The organism is Sulfitobacter sp. SH22 (genome assembly GCF_965641905.1).
Taxonomy (GTDB): domain Bacteria; phylum Pseudomonadota; class Alphaproteobacteria; order Rhodobacterales; family Rhodobacteraceae; genus Sulfitobacter.
In genome coordinates this window covers 2,396,365-2,412,375 of the sequence record NZ_OZ282573.1, presented here as the reverse complement: position 1 = coordinate 2,412,375, position 16,011 = coordinate 2,396,365, and the positions used below count along the sequence as shown (strand labels likewise).

Sequence of the window (16,011 nt, the reverse complement as noted above, 5' to 3'; positions counted from 1 at the left end):
CCGAAAGATTTACAGCAGCGCAGGGCAAGTCAGCGTTCTTTTACGTAAGGCTCTCCGCCGGCGCGGGGCGGGATGGCCTTGCCGACAAAACCGGCAAGGATGATGACCGTCATGACATAGGGCAGGGCCCCCAACAACTGGCCTTGGACCTTGATGCCGATCAACGCTTCGATCACATCGGGGCGGGTTTCAAGGGCACCGAACAACCCGAACAGCAACGTCGCCCACAGCGCGTACCACGGCCGCCACTTGGCAAAGATCAACGCTGCCAGCGCGATATAGCCGCGGCCCGCCGACATGTCCTTGATGAACCCGGCCTGCAAGGCGGTGCTAAGGTACGCACCGGCAATGCCGCACAAGACGCCACAGATGCACACGGCGGCATAACGCAGCCCGATGACAGAAACCCCTGCGGTATCTACGGCGGCGGGGTTTTCCCCCACGGCGCGCAGGCGCAGGCCGAACCGTGTGCGATACAGCAGCCACCAGGTCAGCGGCACAGCAGCAAATGCCGCATAAACCAAGATCGAATGCCCCGAGATCAGTTCGGCATAAAGCGGCCCTATGATGGGCATCGGTTCAATCGTGTCGGCAAAGGGCAGGGTGATCGGATTGAACCGCGCGCCCCCGATCAGCGACGGGGTGCGCCCGCCCTGTTGGAACCAGTCCTGGGCAATCAGCACCGTCAGCCCCGCAGCAAGAAAGTTGATCGCCACACCCGAGATCAGCTGGTTGCCGCGAAATGTGATCGACGCCAGCCCGTGCAGCAAACTTAGCGCGAGCGAGGCTGCAATCCCGGCAAGCAGGCCCAGCCACACATTGCCCGACATCGCAGCAATGGCCGCCGAAAAGAACGCAGCCGCCAGCATTTTGCCATCAAGGCCGATGTCAAAAATCCCGGCACGTTCGGAAAACAGGCCAGCCAGACAGGCCAGCAGCAATGGCGTGGCAAGGCGCACCGTACTGTCCAGCAGTTGGATAAGGGTCATGTAATCCATTATTCTGCTGGCTCCGCTGGTTTGGGCGCACGGGCATTCCGGATGCCAAGGAAGATTTTCTCGAGCGGCATCCGTACCATGTTGTCCAATGCACCGGTGAACAGGATGACCAGCGCCTGAATGACCACGATCAATTCACGCGGGATCGACGTCCAAAGCGCCAGTTCAGCGCCGCCCTGATACAGAAACCCAAACAGGATCGCGGCCAGAAAGACGCCAAAAGGATGGCTGCGGCCCATCAGCGCCACGGCGATCCCGATGAAACCTGCGCCTTCGGTCGCGTTCAGAACCAGCCGCTCGGCTTCGCCCATGACGTTATTGATCGCCATCATCCCCGCAAGCGCACCGGAAATGACCATCGCGATCATGGTGATCTTTACGGGCGAGATACCGGCATATTTCGCAGCGGATTCCGATTGGCCATAAGCACGGATTTCATAGCCCAGCCGGGTGCGCCAGATCAGCACCCACAGGAAAATACAGGCTGCAACCGCAACCAATAGCGATATGTTCGCAGGGGCTGCTTTGGAAAAGTTGATCCCGATGGGGGCCAGCAGATCATGCAGCGTTGGCAGTTTGGTGGCGTCGGGAAAACGGGCGGTTGCCGGGTCCATACTGCCTTTCGGGCGCATCATGTTTACCAAGATATAGTTCAGCACCGCTGCTGCGATAAAGTTGAACATGATCGTGGTGATGACGATGTGGCTGCCCCGCTTGGCCTGCAAAAACGCAGGGATCGCGGCCCAAGCCGCGCCAAAAAGTGCCGCCATCGCGGTGGCACCGATCAGGGCCAGCGACCAGTGGAGCCAAGGGATATACAGGCAGGCCAGCGCCACGCCCAAACCGCCCAGCATCGCCTGACCTTCGCCACCGATGTTGAACAGCCGCGCATGAAACGCGATGGATACGCACAGGCCGGTGAACATGAAATTCGTCGCGTAATACAGCGTATAGCCCCAGCCATAGGTGCTGCCCAAAGCGCCTGTGACCATCAGCTTTACCGCAGCAACAGGGTCTTCGCCGATGCCCAGGATCACCAGCGCCGACAGGATCGCCGCCAACACAAGCGAGATGAGGGGCACAAGAACGACCTCGGCCCATTTTGGCATGACGTCCATTCTAGGCCCCTATCTTTGCATCAGCTTCAGTGTCGGTGATCCCGGCCATCATCAGGCCCAGCTCTTTTTCATCCGTCGCCGACGCGTCGCGCACGCCCATGACCTGCCCGTCAAACATCACCGCGACGCGGTCGCTGAGGGCCAGAATTTCCTCAAGCTCGACGGACACGAGCAGGATCGCTTTGCCCTGATCGCGCAGGGCGACGATCTGCTGGTGGATGAATTCGATGGCACCAATATCGACACCGCGCGTCGGCTGGCCGATCAGCAGCAGGTCGGGGTTGCGTTCGATCTCGCGGGCCAGAACGATCTTTTGCTGGTTGCCGCCGGAAAAGCTCTTGGCGGCCAGCCTCGGGTTCGGGGGGCGCACGTCGAAACGTTCCATCTTTTCAACGGTATCAGCCTTGATCGCGGCATTGTCCATCAGGATGCCATGGCGATAGGCCGGGTCTTTGTGATAGCCAAAGGCGGTGTTTTCCCAGGCTTGAAAATCCATTATCAGACCTTCGCGCTGGCGGTCTTCGGGCACATGGGCGATGCCGCGGTTGCGCCGTGACTGACCGTCGGAGTGTTTGCCCGTCAGGTCCAGCGCCTGGCCTTTGACCTGCACCGATCCTGATCCGGTTTGATATCCGCCCAACACCTCAAGCAGTTCAGACTGGCCGTTGCCCGCCACACCTGCCACGCCCAGAATTTCACCGGCACGCACCTGCAAGTCGATGCCGCGCAGCCGTTCGACACCTTTTTCGTCAACGACGCGCAACCCTTTGATGTCCAAAACTACCTCGGCGGGTTGGGCTGGCTTTTTATCCACGCGCAGCAAGACTTTGCGCCCGACCATCAGTTCGGCCAGTTCAGCGGGAGATGTTTCAGCGGTCTTGACGGTCGCTGTCATCTCGCCCCGGCGCATGACCGATACGGTATCGGTAATATTCATGATTTCGCGCAGTTTATGCGTGATCAGAATGATCGTTTTCCCTTCGGAGCGCAGACGCCCCAGAATGCGGAACAACTGGTCTGCCTCGGCGGGGGTCAACACGCCTGTGGGTTCATCGAGGATCAGGATATCGGCCTGCCGGTACAGGGCCTTGAGGATTTCGACCCGTTGCTGCATGCCGACGCCGATATCCTGGATCAATGCGTCCGGATCGACCTTCAGGCCGTAATCATCCGCCAGCTTCAAAAGGCTTTTGCGCGCCTTGGCCAGTGACGGTTTCAGCAACCGCCCGTCTTCGGCACCCAGAATGATATTCTCGAGCACCGTGAAATTTTCAACCAGTTTAAAGTGCTGGAACACCATCCCGATACCTGCGGTAATCGCGGCCTGACTGTCAGGGATATCCGTCTTTTTGCCACTGATGAAAATCTCGCCCTTATCGGCTTTGTAAAAACCGTAAAGGATGCTCATCAACGTGGACTTGCCCGCGCCGTTTTCACCGATGATCCCATGGATCGTGCCGGGCATAACGCGGATGGAAATGTCTTTGTTGGCCTGCACCGGGCCAAAGGCTTTGGAAATACCCTTTAGCTCAATGGCTGGAGCGGCAGTTGCCTGCCGCTCCATGTTTGTCGTGTCGTTCACGTTCAGAAGCTCAACGCTGGGCAGGTGTCGTCGGACATATAGTCGTGGACCATCAATGTGCCGTCCGCGATTTGTGCAGATGCTTCATCGACAACGGCCTTCATGTCAGCAGAGACGATGTCTTTGTTGAATTCGTCCATCGCATAGCCAACGCCGCCATTGGCGATGCCCATCACGTTAAAGCCTTTTTCCATGCCGGGGCCGTCTTTCATGGCTTGGTAAACAGCATTATCAACACGCTTGAGCATGGAGGTCAAAACCTTGCCCGGGTGCATGTAGTTCTGGTTGCTGTCCACACCGATTGACAGGATGCCTTCGTCAGCTGCGGTTTGCAGAACGCCAACGCCTGTACCACCCGCGGCGGCATAGATGACGTCAGCGCCCTGGCTGATCTGTGCCTTGGTCAGCTCGGAGCCTTTTACCGGGTCATTCCATGCGGAAGGCGTTGTGCCTGTCATGTTGGCAACAATCGTCGCGTCCGGGTTCGCTGCCAGCACACCTTGGGCATAGCCACAGGCGAATTTGCGGATCAGCGGGATATCCATGCCGCCGATAAAGCCGACTGTGTTGGACTTCGACGCCATCGCAGCCATGATGCCAACCAGATACGAGCCTTCGTGTTCGTTGAAGACAACCGAACGTACGTTTGGCGCATCAACAACCATGTCGATGATGACAAAATCGGTTTCAGGGTAATCGCCTGCAACCTGGCCAAGCGCGTCACCAAAGGCAAAGCCGGTCATGACGATCGGGTTGGAACCCGCTTCGGCAAAACGGCGCAAAGCCTGCTCGCGCTGCGCTTCGGACTGCAATTCGATTTCGCGGAATGTCTCACCTGTTTCTTCGGCCCAACGCTGTGCGCCCGAAAATGCAGCTTCGTTAAAGGATTTGTCGAACTTGCCGCCAAGGTCGAAAATCAGCGCAGGTTCGGCCAGTGCAGCACCGGCGGTTAGGGCAGTGACAGCAGCGGCACCAAGAAATTTGGTCATTAGGGTCATGGAGTGTCTCCCAGGTTTTGTTGTGTTGGGGTTTGGCGCAGTGCCATACCCGGTCGCGGGTCTACGCCCGTCGATCAGATATACGATACTGCGTAGCGGGTGGCCGGGGTCAACCGGATTCTAGGCTTTAGGGGGCAGAATCGCGCGAATGACCACGCGTTAAGTCTTTTGACAGGGTCAGGGCGTCAACGGCCGCCGCATCTTTGCGCAGGTAATAGCGGTGTCTGACGCCGATCTGTTCAAAACCAAGGCTTTGGTACAGCGCGATTGCAGGGGCGTTGTCGGCGGCGACCTCAAGAAAAGCGGTGTCGGCACTGCTGGCAATCCACCGCTCCATTAAACGCCGGCCGATGCCCTGTTTCTGATGGGCGGGATCAACGGCAATCGTCAGCAGTTCCGCTTCGCCCGCGATCAGCCGGGTCAGGGCAAAGCCGCCGGTTTCATGGAATGCCGTGATCAGGGGCGACGCAAGCAGGTCCGCAATCTCCTCCGCGCTCCAGCTGCGATCCTGCACAAACGCGGCGGCATGGATGCGGGCCATCTGGTCCGGGGTCACGGGAGGATGGTGGGGGGCGCATCGCGTGCAGGGGCGGCATCGGCAGGGCGCAGATACAGCGGGGCAGGGCGCGGGTTGTCATGGGATGCACGGCCCGCCGCGATATGCGCAATGGCATCAGCCAGCGGCATCCGGGGGGCGGAAACGGTGCCGTTGCACAGCGCGGCGATCATGTCGGCCTGAAAGCCGATACATATCGGATCAGCCCGTGACGGGATCGTCGGCAGGTCGTCAGCGCTGCACATTTCAGGGGCTCGGTCATCCAGTGTCCCAAAGACCTGAACGAACATCTTGTCTTGGCGGGCATCGACGCTGGCGATCACCACGCCATCGGTCCCATAGGCCAATGCCTTGAGCTGGGACACGCCGATGGCCGGAATGCCAAGCCCCAAGGCCAGCCCGCGCGCGGCAGAAACGGAAATCCGGATGCCGGTGAAATTGCCCGGCCCGATGCCCACGGCAATGGCCGTCAAATCATCATATGCCACATTGGCTTGGGCCAGAACGTCGCCACACAGACCCAGCAGGCGTTCGCCTTGCCCCTTGGCCATAGGTTCGATGATGCTTGCAATGATCCGGTCGCCCGACAGCAAAGCGGCCGCACAATGTGCGGCCGATGTGTCAAATGCCAGTATGAGCGGCTTTCTAGGCAACCGGGCGTACCTCGGTTACTTCGGGGATGTAGTGGCGCAGCAGGTTTTCGATACCCATCTTCAACGTCAGGGTCGACGACGGGCAGCCCGCGCAAGCCCCTTGCATATGCAGGTAAACAACGCCGCGTTCAAAGCCGTGGAACGTGATGTCGCCGCCGTCTTGGGCCACCGCAGGGCGCACGCGGCTGTCCAGCAGTTCTTTGATCTGGCCCACAATCGCACCGTCTTCGCCGGTGTGTTCGGCATGGCCGGAAACGTGTTTGTGGTCGGTTTCCATGACCGGCTGGCCGGATTGGAAATGCTCCATGATGGCACCAAGAAGCGCAGGCTTCAGGTGGTCCCATTCGATCGCGTCGGCCTTGGTCACGGTCACAAAGTCGGTCCCGAAAAAGACACCGGTCACACCGTCAACTGCGAACAACCGCGTGGCAAGCGGCGATGCGCTGGCAGCCTCGGGGGCAGGGAAATCGGCGGTGCCCATCTCAAGCACGGTCTGTCCGGGCAGGAACTTCAGTGTGGCGGGGTTCGGCGTGGATTCGGTCTGAATAAACATGACATGCTCCTGATAACGGGTTGCCATTGATATGCGGGTTGGCAGGCCCCAAGTCAAGGTTTGGAACGATTCTAAAAACTGCGGCGCGGCGGTATTACGTGATCGCCTCAAGGCGTTCCTTGCTCAAATCTCCGGGGACGATCGTGATCGGAACGGGCAGACTGCCGGCATTGCGCGACAATTGCGTGACCAAGGGCCCCGGACCGGATTTCTTGTCGGTTCCGGCCCCCAGCACCAACACGCCGACATCGGGATCTTCGGCAAGCTGCGCGATGATCTCGTCGACCACGACACCCTCGCGGATCACCAGTTCGGGTTCGACATTCAGCCGGTCGCGCATCCACTTGGCAAACACCTCGAAATGCACTTCGATCCGCTCGCGGGCTTCGTCGCGCATGACTTCGGCAACGCCGATCCAGTGATTGAACTCATCCGGCGGAATGACCGACAGAACAACAACGCCGCCGCCGGAATTTGATGCACGCATTGCAGCGAAACGCATCGCGTTCAGGCATTCGCGGCTGTCATCGAGAACCACCATAAATTTACGCATCGTTTTCTCCGATCGGGCATCTGGGGCCTCGGCGATCATGCCGTTTGCACATGCCGCTGGCAATCGTGATTTTCCGGGCGCGGGTTAACCCCGCTCTGATGCGGCCCAATCCCAATACATTTCGCGTACCCTGCGGGTGATCGGGCCGATCTGGTATTGTGTGTCATCAAAGGCTTTGACCGGGGTGACCTTCATCATGTTGCCAGACAGGAATACCTCGTCTGCGGCATGGAAATCGTCAAACCCCAAGACGGTTTCATGTACCTTGATCCCGTCGGCACGCATGTTTTCCATGTGACGCGCACGGGTGATCCCGGCAAGGAACGTGCCGTTGGGGATCGGGGTAAAGACCTCTCCGTCCTTGACCATAAACACGTTGGCGGATGCGGATTCCGCGACGTTGCCCATGGCATCAGCCACCAGCGCATTGCCAAAACCCTTGGAGCGCGCCTCGACCATCATGCGCGCGTTGTTGGGATAGAGGCAGCCGGCTTTCGCATTGACCACGTTGTCCTCCAGAACCGGGCGGCGGAAGCGGGTGCGGGTCAGTGTCGTTGCCGCGTCAGGTGCGGCCATCGGAATCTGCTCGAGCGAAATGGCAAAGCCGGTCGCGTCCTTGAGCGGGACGATCCCCAGCTCGTCGCCTGCAAGCGCCCAGTACATGGGGCGGATATAAACCGCATCGGTCTTGTCATAGCCCTTGAGCCCCTCGCGGACCATTTCGACCATATCGGCGGCATCGACAGTGGGGGTGATCATCAACGCCTTGGCAGACCTGTTGATCCGGGCGCAATGGGCGTCAAGGTCAGGGGTCAGCCCGTCAACCATGCGCGCGCCGTCGAACACCGTTGTGCCCAGCCATGCCCCGTGATCGGCCGCTTTGATCACCGACACATCGCCGTCGTGCCACGCACCGTCATAATATGTTTTGATCTTTGTGCCGGTGGCCATGTTATGTTCCTTTGGTCAGCTTTTGGGACTGGTGCGATATATGCCCTCGGGCAAATTCAACGCAATAGTCAGATCGCGCAATTGCTCGGGCGAAAGGTTGATTTTGCTGACCGTATTGGTGCGCGGATCCCATTGTTCAAACGTGACGACGCTGGCAAAGGCCTGCACGATTACGTCTTCGCGCAAGGGTGATTTGCCTTCGTCGACCAGCGTGATCACACTGGCATCAAATTCGTGTTCAATGGTAAACATAAACTGCACAATATTCTTTCGGCGGATCATTGCAAGGGCGTGCCTGCGCAGTATGTTCAATGGGGCAGCACCGCGTTAAACAGGTGCGCAAAGATAGTATCGTGCAAGGTCACAAGGAATTGCCGCTCTATGATTAAGTTTTTTGGCATAGTTGGCGTTGCTGCATTGGTGGCAGGCTGCGAACCCATGATGGATACCGGACCGGTCTCGCAGCCAGCCGTTCAGTCGCAACAGACAAATCTGTCGGCATCCCAGTCTGCGCGCAGCTTTTTGCGTGTTGTCCAGACGGTTGAACCTGTTGCGGAACGCGAATGTCGGGCGCGCACATCCGGCATCAATTGTGATTTCAACATCGTCGTGGATGATCGCCCCGATCAACCCGCCAACGCCTATCAGACCGAAGACCGCGCCGGACGACCGGTGATCGCGTTCACGCTGGCATTGATCGCAGATGCCCGGAATGACGACGAACTGGCCTTTGTGCTTGGCCACGAGGCTTCGCATCACATCGCGGAACACATCGCCCGCCAGCAACAAAACGCTGTCGCCGGTGCCGTGATATTTGCAGGATTGGCGACGCTAAGCGGTGGCGATGCAACCGCAGTCGAAACCGCACAACGCCTGGGCGCGCAGGTGGGCGCGCGGACCTATTCAAAAGACTTCGAGCTTGAGGCAGATGCCCTTGGCACCGTGATCACGAAACGTGCGGGGTATGATCCTTTGCGCGGGGCCGAATTCTTTACCCGCATCCCTGATCCCGGCGACAGGTTCCTGGGCACGCATCCGCCCAATTCCTCCCGACTTGACACTGTGCGCCGTACCGTCGCGGGCATGTAACCGCTTTGCAGCAGCTTGGCCAAATTCTGACAGACCGCGGGTCGAAATATGCGGTTTCCGGCGGGGGGGTCAAGGATCGCGCGGCAGTCGATGCCGCGCTCAAGGCCCTCAAGCGTGACAAATCCTATGCCAAGGCAACCCATAACACATGGGCTGTTCTGCTGTCCGACGGTGGCCCGCTCAAGGGCGACGACGGGGAGGCAGGGGCCGGAATGGTCATTATCCGGATGCTGGAACGCGAAGGTCTGTTCGATCATCTGATCGTCGTCACGCGGTGGTATGGCGGCAAACATCTGGGCGGCGACCGGTTTCGCCACGTGCAAACCTGCGTGCGTGCCTATCTGGACGAGCGCCCTGAACGCTGATCCTTGCGGCGTATCACCGGGCCTTGCGCCGGCGTTGCCGCGACAGGTGCCAGCGGTACAGCAGAGGGGCCAATGCAGAATCGTACATGGCACTGGCCACCTGATACACGCCCGGCAAGCCTACGACCTTGGCCAGCCAGCGCATTTGCGGGATCTCCTGCCAAAGAAGGATGAAGGCAGGTATCCCCGAATAGATCTCACCGTCTTTGCGCAGATGCAGACGTTTGGCAGCCTGATCCGCATCAAGCCCCCAATCATCCAGCTTTGTCTGATCGGCCAGATCGACATAGTCGATTTCCAAAGCCTGACTTTGGCTCAGGCGCTCGTAATGCCTGATCTCTCGGCGGCAAACCGGGCAAGAGCCGTTATAAAGAACTTGAATTTCATCCGTCATGGCCAGCGATCTAGCCCGCCATGACGGGGTTTCCAACAATCAGCGCGGTTTGTTGCCATCAATCCAGCGTGACATCATGGTTTTGTCACGGAAACATTCCTGCGGGATGTCGCGGCGTTTGACCCGCGCAATCCTTTCGGCAAACGCCACCTGTTTGGAAGACGGATAATTGGCAAAACGCCCGTCCAGCGGTTTCGGCTTGTGGCTGTCGATCCATGCCGACAAAGCCACCCGATCCGCGCCGATGCCTTCGGGCAATGGCACACCGCTTTTTGAGGCCAGCGACGTGGCATATTGCATCTGCTTTGGCGTTGCGGGCAAAACATGACCGTCTTCATGATCATGCGCCGGTACGGCCCCCTGATCGGTCGAGAATAATCCGGGAAATTGCGGTTGGTAGGACATTCGGGAAGCCCCCTGTATTCTGTTATGGAACATATATAGAACATTAACGGAACATATGCAAGGTCGGTGTGTGATCGTCCTGCTGTATGAGGTATATGTGGTGCTAAAGTTTGAATCGGCAACTACATAGGCTATTTTTGGCCGATGGCGGCGGGGAACATCGGGTCGACGTCGTTTGCAACCTGCGACCACGCAGTCAGCCGATTGAAACCGTCTGATTGAGGTCAAAAAACGGGGGATTTCGAATGGCGGTCTGGAACTTCGATCGGGTCAGCAGATCCGGTCATTAATCTGGCAGGCTCAGTCTGCCTTCTGGCAAGTTCCGTCGAACGCCGCCGCTTGGGTCTTGCCGTGACCGCATGACCTGTGGGGCTGAAACCTAAAGCTCTGTTCCACGCATATAATTTCTACGCTTTTGTCTCTTGCCCCTCTTGGAACCTATCGCTAAACGGGTCAGCGGAGACGTGGCCGAGTGGTCGAAGGCGCTCCCCTGCTAAGGGAGTAGGCCCGGAAGGGTCTCGAGGGTTCGAATCCCTTCGTCTCCGCCATTACATCTTAAATTAGTGATTTATATCAAGGATTTAAGGTGTATTGCGTTTCTGTCGCCCCCCAGTTTGACCCTCAATTTAAATTTGCATGGCGACCTATTTACCTTCAGACTGACGGTGCAAGAAAACGACCATTCGATGCGGTCCCAAACCTATCACGGCAAGTTTCAGTTGCCCCCCTGTATTAGTTTCCGAAAAACATCTCACGTTCTTCCGCGCTGAGAAGGTGGGTAAATTCGCTGAGAAAATGGCAGTCTGCTCGGTCCTCGTGCCACCGAATCTCGAACCGCTTTCTTTGGTACGCCTGTTCCCACATGCCCTTGGGCTTGGGTGATATTCAATGCGCAGTTCCGGGTTCGCCGCCCAGCGTGGTGCGTAGCTTGTTTACGCGCCTCAACATACGGTCATAGCGCGGCTCTGATCGGCTGGTATGGGTGATGCTGTAGCAATGACGGCAAAGTAAACATCTGGCTCCGGAGAACACCTTGCGGACGCGACCTGTGCAATGCTGCCGCAAGTGCGAAACAAGTCTATCGTGGCACATCAACCACGATTCAGAACCCCACTATCGGCTGGCTGTATGATGTCGAAAAATATCCCAGTAGTATTTTCCACCCAATCTGTGCATAGCTAAAATTCAAAGCATACCAACGCAGAATGGCAACCACATGAAGAAGAGACTCTCAATACTCGCATTGGTGGCTTTTGCCGCGACGAGCAGCGCCTCTTATGCAGACCGTCCTTTAACAATGGCGACAGGGGCAGATAAAACGACGGCATTCGTCGGTTTCAATCTCGTTTTTGGGTCTGCGGGCGTCCAGCCTGAGGCCGTACTCGGCGTTGCTCACGGCAACACCGACAGCTCAGGCGATTTAAGGGGCATGAAGGCCAGCCTGCACTTCAACCTTTTGAACGCGTTCTCTCCAAGCAAGGTCAAGCTCACAGGCATTGTCGGGCAAACTGACAAGCAAGTAGAATTGGGCTTTGGATACAGCTTCGTAAATTCTGGCGTGTTTGCCGTTGGAGGGGTGAATTCAAATCATGTCGTCGTCGGGGCTGACGTCTGGCTCTCTGGTGGTTTGGAAGGTTACATTGGCCTTCAATCAACAGGCAAGTTTGACGAGCCAGCCTTTACCTTCAGGGAACCTGTCTGATCATAACATGAAGGCCCCAGATTAGATTTCGCGGATATTATCTGTACTTAGATATCTGAACTAGGGCGCTTTACTGATACCAAGATGCTCCATGACCTGTATGCGATTAACACCCGATCTCAACCAGAGCCTGAGCGTTATCGGACTGGTTTCGGTCATGGAGCGTTTCTTCCCTGTGAGTGGTTAGTATCAGCGTCCCCCAGAGTACCCAAGCGGGCCCTTGAAACGGACCTGACGGGGTCTCTGGCGGACCCGGAAGCGGGGGCTTGGCCGGTTTCGTGTGGAAAGGCCGCAATCGGCCCCTTGGCAAGTGCCAAAGGGTCAGAAAACCGGTGGGGCGGGAAAATCGGCAAGCGGTTTTTCCCGCTTGTCCCCAAGTCAGGTATTGAACAGGAAGTGTAGAACGTCGCCGTCTTTGACGGTGTAGGATTTGCCTTCTGAACGCATTTTGCCGGCTTCTTTCGCAGGGCCTTCGCCGCCGAGATTGACAAAATCATCATAGGCAATCGTCTCGGCGCGGATGAAACCTTTTTCGAAATCACCATGGATCACACCGGCGGCTTTGGGGGCCGACGTGCCTTGCTTGATTGTCCAGGCACGGGCCTCTTTAGGGCCGACAGTGAAATATGTTTCGAGATGCAGCAGCTCGTATCCTGCACGGATCAAACGATCGAGACCGGCTTCGTCCAGGCCCATCTCGGTCAGGAACATCTCGGCTTCGTCGGCTTCAAGCTGGCTGATTTCTTCCTCGATCTGAGCCGAGATAATAACGGCAGAGTTGCCTTGCGCCGCCGCCATTTCAGCAACTTTTGCAGATAGTGCATTGCCTTCTGCGGCCTCGGATTCACCTACGTTACAGACATAGAGAACCGGCTTGGTGGTCAGAAGCTGCAACATGCGCCAGGCTTTGGCGTCGTCTTCGTCGATTTTGACGGTGCGGGCAGGCTGACCATCTTCGATGGCGGCCTGGGCCAGCGCCAAAAGACGGTCCTGCTGGATGGCGTCCTTGTCGTTGCCTTTGATCTTGCGCACCAGACCGGCGCGGCGCTTCTCGATGCTTTCGAGATCGGCAAGCATCAGTTCGGTGTCGATGGTTTCGGCATCGGCGACCGGGTCAACGCGGCCTTCGACGTGGGTCACATCACTGTCTTCAAAACAGCGCAGCACATGGGCAATGGCATCGGTCTCGCGGATGTTGGCAAGAAACTGGTTGCCCAGACCTTCGCCCTTGGACGCGCCTTTGACGAGGCCCGCAATGTCAACAAATGTCATCCGTGTGGGAATGATCTGCTTGGACCCGGCAATTTCAGCCAGCTTATCAAGGCGCGCATCCGGAACCGCCACTTCGCCGACGTTGGGTTCGATCGTGCAAAACGGAAAATTCGCCGCTTGCGCAGCCGCTGTGCGTGTCAGCGCATTGAACAGGGTTGATTTGCCGACGTTCGGCAGACCCACGATACCCATTTTGAAACCCATGACGTCCATCCTTTATGACTTGGCGCTGTCCTAGGGTTTTGCCGGGGTTTACGCAAGTCTTAGCGAAATCAGGGGTGATTGCGCGTTTGGTAAATCAGGATCCACGCAAGAAGGATAAACATGGGATGGGTCAATCCGCCCGAAAAGATGATCGCGGGGATCCAGAGCAAAAGCACCACGATGGCCGTGAAAATGCGACCTGTCAGCAGGATTGAAAGCGGCGGGAGCAAAAGCGCGAGTACATAATTCATAGCGGATAAATAGGGTCGGACGCCCCGAGTTAAAGGGGGCGGCCAGTTGCGGCGGCGAAAAATTCAAATTTTTCGGACCGGAATTTTTGGAAAATTCCGCCGCCCGACTGTGATGTGCCGCATTGATTTCTGTCGTTATATTCGGCATTGCAACGGGACCACCTAACAAGGGCTGCACCTATGACACGTATCGACGCCAAATTCGCTGATCTGAAATCGCAGGGCAAAAAGGCATTTGTGTCTTATGTCATGGCTGGCGATCCCGATTTTGACACCTCGCTTGAAATCGTGCGTGGTCTGCCCGCTGCTGGCGTCGATATTATCGAACTCGGCTTGCCCTTTACGGATCCAATGGCCGACGGCCCTGCCATCCAACTGGCTGGACAGCGCGCGCTTGAGGGTGGGATGACACTGGACAAGACCCTCGCCCTTGCCGCCGCCTTTCGCGAACAGGATGACACCACGCCGATTGTTTTGATGGGGTATTACAACCCGATCTATTCCAAAGGCGTCGATAAGTTTCTGGTTGCGGCCAAGGCTGCCGGGGTCGACGGGTTGATTGTTGTCGACCTGCCACCAGAGGAAGACGCCGAACTGTGCATTCCCGCCCAGGCCGCCGGGTTGAACTTTATTCGTCTCGCAACGCCCACAACCGACGACAAGCGCTTGCCACGGGTCGTGCAGAACACATCGGGCTTTGTGTACTATGTTTCGATCACAGGGATCACCGGTTCTGCCGAGGCGGAAGCCAGCGATGTCGCCCCCGAAGTCGTGCGCATTCAAAAGGCCAGCGGATTGCCCGTGATCGTGGGCTTTGGTGTGAACACGCCGGAAAAATCCGAAGCCATTGCCGCCGTTGCTGACGGCTGCGTTGTCGGCTCTGCGATTGTGTCCAAGATTGCAGGCGGCGCGTCGGTGAAAGACGTGCTTGCCTTTGTGAAAACCCTTTCGGACGGTGCGCACCGCGCCTGAAAACAGACGGTTCAAAGCATTGCTTTCGGCGGCGTCTATTGGTTAGATAATCTGACCAATAAATAGGATGCCCGCCGATGCCCGTAATCACGACCATACAAGACCTCAAGCGCCTGCATGAACGCCGCGTGCCGCGCATGTTCTATGATTACGCCGAATCAGGCAGCTGGACAGAGCAGACCTTCCGCGAGAATACATCCGATTTTGACCAGATCCGTCTGCGCCAGCGTGTCGCCGTCGACATGAGCGGCAGGACAACCAAGACCCAGATGATCGGCCAGGACGTCGCGATGCCCGTGGCGCTTGCCCCTGTCGGGTTGACCGGGATGCAGCACGCCGACGGAGAGATCAAAGCCGCCCGCGCCGCCGAAGCCTTTGGCGTGCCCTTTACCCTGTCCACCATGTCGATCAATTCCATCGAAGACGTGGCCGAGGCGACAACCAAGCCGTTCTGGTTCCAGCTTTATACAATGCGCGACGAAGACTATGTGGCGCGTTTGATCCAGCGGGCCAAGGATGCCAAATGTTCGGCCTTGGTCATCACGCTTGACCTGCAAATTCTGGGCCAACGCCATAAGGATCTGAAAAACGGCCTGTCCGCCCCGCCCAAGCTGACCGCGAAAACCATCGCGAACCTTGCGACGAAATGGTCCTGGGGGATCGAGATGCTGGGCGCAAAACGCCGGACGTTCGGCAATATTGTGGGCCACGTTCAGGGCGTTGATGACACCGCCAACCTTGGCGCCTGGACGGCAGAACAATTCGACCCCTCGCTTGATTGGGGCAAAATCGCCAAGCTGAAAGAACAATGGGGCGGCAAGGTGATCCTCAAGGGAATTCTGGATGCCGAGGACGCCAAGATGGCGCTCAAGGTCGGGGCTGATGCAATCATCGTCAGCAACCACGGGGGCCGGCAGCTGGACGGTGCGATCAGTTCGATCCGCGCGCTTCCGTCGATCCTTGATGCGGTTGGCGATCAGATCGAAGTGCATCTGGACAGCGGAATCAGGTCGGGTCAGGACGTCTTGAAAGCGATGGCGATGGGGGCATCGGGCACCTATATCGGCCGCGCCTTTATCTACGGCTTGGGTGCAATGGGCCAAAAGGGTGTCACAACCGCCCTTGAGGTGATCCACAAGGAACTGGATTTGACCATGGCGCTGTGTGGTGAAACCTCGGTCCAGGCGTTGGGTAAGCATAACCTTTTGATCCCCAAAGGTTTCGAAGGCGTCTGGCAGGATTGATCCCGCGCGGTTGACCGGTTTGGATACGCCAACTCCCAACGGGGTTGGCGTATCGGGTCAAAATAACCGGAGCCGGTAAGGCAGCCACGTCACAACTGTGGTCAATGCCGCCTGCCGATCCGGGCTTTTTAGCCTTTTCACAGCGGTAAAA

19 protein-coding genes and 1 tRNA gene are annotated in these 16,011 nt (G+C 57.6%); 6 read left to right on the top strand and 14 right to left on the bottom strand.

Annotation, left to right across the window (positions count from 1 at the left end; translation table 11 throughout):
* Positions 1-29 precede the first annotated feature (29 nt).
* The 10 genes from ACSQ13_RS13920 to ACSQ13_RS13875 form a co-directional block, all read right to left on the bottom strand.
* Positions 30-998 carry an ABC transporter permease gene (locus ACSQ13_RS13920; protein WP_176248109.1) on the bottom strand — a complete coding sequence of 323 codons (969 nt, stop codon included), beginning with the start codon at positions 996-998 and terminating at the stop codon, positions 30-32.
* Positions 998-2,116, bottom strand: a complete 1,119-nt coding sequence (locus ACSQ13_RS13915) for an ABC transporter permease (RefSeq protein WP_295510772.1) — start codon at positions 2,114-2,116, stop codon at positions 998-1,000. Before ACSQ13_RS13915 ends, ACSQ13_RS13920 begins: the two co-directional genes overlap by 1 nt.
* 1 nt (position 2,117) lies before the next feature.
* The gene (locus tag ACSQ13_RS13910) at positions 2,118-3,680 is read right to left on the bottom strand and encodes an ABC transporter ATP-binding protein (RefSeq protein ID WP_373029410.1); all 1,563 of its coding nucleotides are present in this window, start codon (positions 3,678-3,680) and stop codon (positions 2,118-2,120) included.
* A gap of 20 nt (positions 3,681-3,700) precedes the next feature.
* Positions 3,701-4,696 carry a BMP family lipoprotein gene (locus ACSQ13_RS13905; RefSeq protein ID WP_295510768.1) on the bottom strand — a complete coding sequence of 332 codons (996 nt, stop codon included), beginning with the start codon at positions 4,694-4,696 and terminating at the stop codon, positions 3,701-3,703.
* 127 nt (positions 4,697-4,823) lie between these two features.
* Positions 4,824-5,252: a GNAT family N-acetyltransferase gene (locus ACSQ13_RS13900; protein WP_295510766.1), complete on the bottom strand. Its 429-nt coding sequence runs from the start codon at positions 5,250-5,252 to the stop codon at positions 4,824-4,826.
* Positions 5,249-5,905 (bottom strand): tRNA (adenosine(37)-N6)-threonylcarbamoyltransferase complex dimerization subunit type 1 TsaB, encoded by a 657-nt coding sequence (gene tsaB / locus ACSQ13_RS13895; RefSeq protein WP_295510765.1) that lies wholly within the window; start codon positions 5,903-5,905, stop codon positions 5,249-5,251. Before tsaB ends, ACSQ13_RS13900 begins: the two co-directional genes overlap by 4 nt.
* The gene (locus ACSQ13_RS13890; RefSeq protein WP_176248115.1) at positions 5,898-6,458 is read right to left on the bottom strand and encodes a NifU family protein; all 561 of its coding nucleotides are present in this window, start codon (positions 6,456-6,458) and stop codon (positions 5,898-5,900) included. The genes tsaB and ACSQ13_RS13890 overlap by 8 nt, the downstream gene beginning before the upstream one ends.
* A gap of 94 nt (positions 6,459-6,552) precedes the next feature.
* The gene (locus ACSQ13_RS13885) at positions 6,553-7,011 is read right to left on the bottom strand and encodes a universal stress protein (RefSeq protein ID WP_295510761.1); all 459 of its coding nucleotides are present in this window, start codon (positions 7,009-7,011) and stop codon (positions 6,553-6,555) included.
* Positions 7,012-7,095: 84 nt separating this feature from the next.
* Positions 7,096-7,962, bottom strand: a complete 867-nt coding sequence (locus tag ACSQ13_RS13880; RefSeq protein WP_176248117.1) for a branched-chain amino acid aminotransferase — start codon at positions 7,960-7,962, stop codon at positions 7,096-7,098.
* Positions 7,963-7,977: 15 nt separating this feature from the next.
* Entirely contained in the window at positions 7,978-8,214 is a 237-nt protein-coding gene (locus ACSQ13_RS13875; protein WP_176248118.1) for a hypothetical protein, read from the bottom strand.
* A gap of 129 nt (positions 8,215-8,343) precedes the next feature.
* Between ACSQ13_RS13875 and ACSQ13_RS13870 the strand changes: the two genes are divergently transcribed.
* The gene (locus ACSQ13_RS13870) at positions 8,344-9,051 is read left to right on the top strand and encodes a M48 family metallopeptidase (RefSeq protein WP_295510758.1); all 708 of its coding nucleotides are present in this window, start codon (positions 8,344-8,346) and stop codon (positions 9,049-9,051) included.
* Between the two features lie 5 nt (positions 9,052-9,056).
* On the top strand, positions 9,057-9,416 hold the full coding sequence (locus ACSQ13_RS13865; RefSeq protein WP_295510756.1) for a YigZ family protein: 360 nt from the start codon (positions 9,057-9,059) through the stop codon (positions 9,414-9,416).
* A gap of 13 nt (positions 9,417-9,429) precedes the next feature.
* On the opposite strand, the gene ACSQ13_RS13860 is transcribed toward ACSQ13_RS13865, so the two are convergent.
* Both ACSQ13_RS13860 and ACSQ13_RS13855 read right to left on the bottom strand, forming a co-directional pair.
* Positions 9,430-9,810: a thiol-disulfide oxidoreductase DCC family protein gene (locus ACSQ13_RS13860; protein ID WP_295510754.1), complete on the bottom strand. Its 381-nt coding sequence runs from the start codon at positions 9,808-9,810 to the stop codon at positions 9,430-9,432.
* Between the two features lie 39 nt (positions 9,811-9,849).
* Positions 9,850-10,215, bottom strand: a complete 366-nt coding sequence (locus tag ACSQ13_RS13855) for a hypothetical protein (RefSeq protein WP_176248122.1) — start codon at positions 10,213-10,215, stop codon at positions 9,850-9,852.
* A 458-nt stretch (positions 10,216-10,673) separates the two neighbouring features.
* On the opposite strand from ACSQ13_RS13855, the gene ACSQ13_RS13850 reads away from it, so the two are divergent.
* Together ACSQ13_RS13850 and ACSQ13_RS13845 are read left to right on the top strand one after the other, a co-directional pair.
* Positions 10,674-10,763, top strand: a tRNA-Ser gene (locus tag ACSQ13_RS13850).
* A gap of 668 nt (positions 10,764-11,431) precedes the next feature.
* Complete coding sequence (locus ACSQ13_RS13845; RefSeq protein WP_176248123.1) at positions 11,432-11,917, top strand: hypothetical protein; 486 nt, start codon at positions 11,432-11,434, stop codon at positions 11,915-11,917.
* A gap of 378 nt (positions 11,918-12,295) precedes the next feature.
* Here the strand turns inward: ACSQ13_RS13845 and ychF are convergent, their stop codons facing one another.
* Together ychF and ACSQ13_RS13835 are read right to left on the bottom strand one after the other, a co-directional pair.
* Positions 12,296-13,393: a redox-regulated ATPase YchF gene (gene ychF, locus ACSQ13_RS13840; protein ID WP_176248124.1), complete on the bottom strand. Its 1,098-nt coding sequence runs from the start codon at positions 13,391-13,393 to the stop codon at positions 12,296-12,298.
* Positions 13,394-13,461: 68 nt separating this feature from the next.
* Positions 13,462-13,644, bottom strand: a complete 183-nt coding sequence (locus ACSQ13_RS13835) for a hypothetical protein (RefSeq protein ID WP_255200051.1) — start codon at positions 13,642-13,644, stop codon at positions 13,462-13,464.
* Between the two features lie 180 nt (positions 13,645-13,824).
* Here ACSQ13_RS13835 and trpA point away from each other — a divergent pair, with 180 nt between their 5' ends.
* The gene (gene trpA / locus ACSQ13_RS13830; RefSeq protein ID WP_176248125.1) at positions 13,825-14,616 is read left to right on the top strand and encodes a tryptophan synthase subunit alpha; all 792 of its coding nucleotides are present in this window, start codon (positions 13,825-13,827) and stop codon (positions 14,614-14,616) included.
* Between the two features lie 77 nt (positions 14,617-14,693).
* Positions 14,694-15,860, top strand: a complete 1,167-nt coding sequence (locus ACSQ13_RS13825) for an alpha-hydroxy acid oxidase (protein ID WP_176248126.1) — start codon at positions 14,694-14,696, stop codon at positions 15,858-15,860.
* Positions 15,861-16,011: the final 151 nt, after the last annotated feature.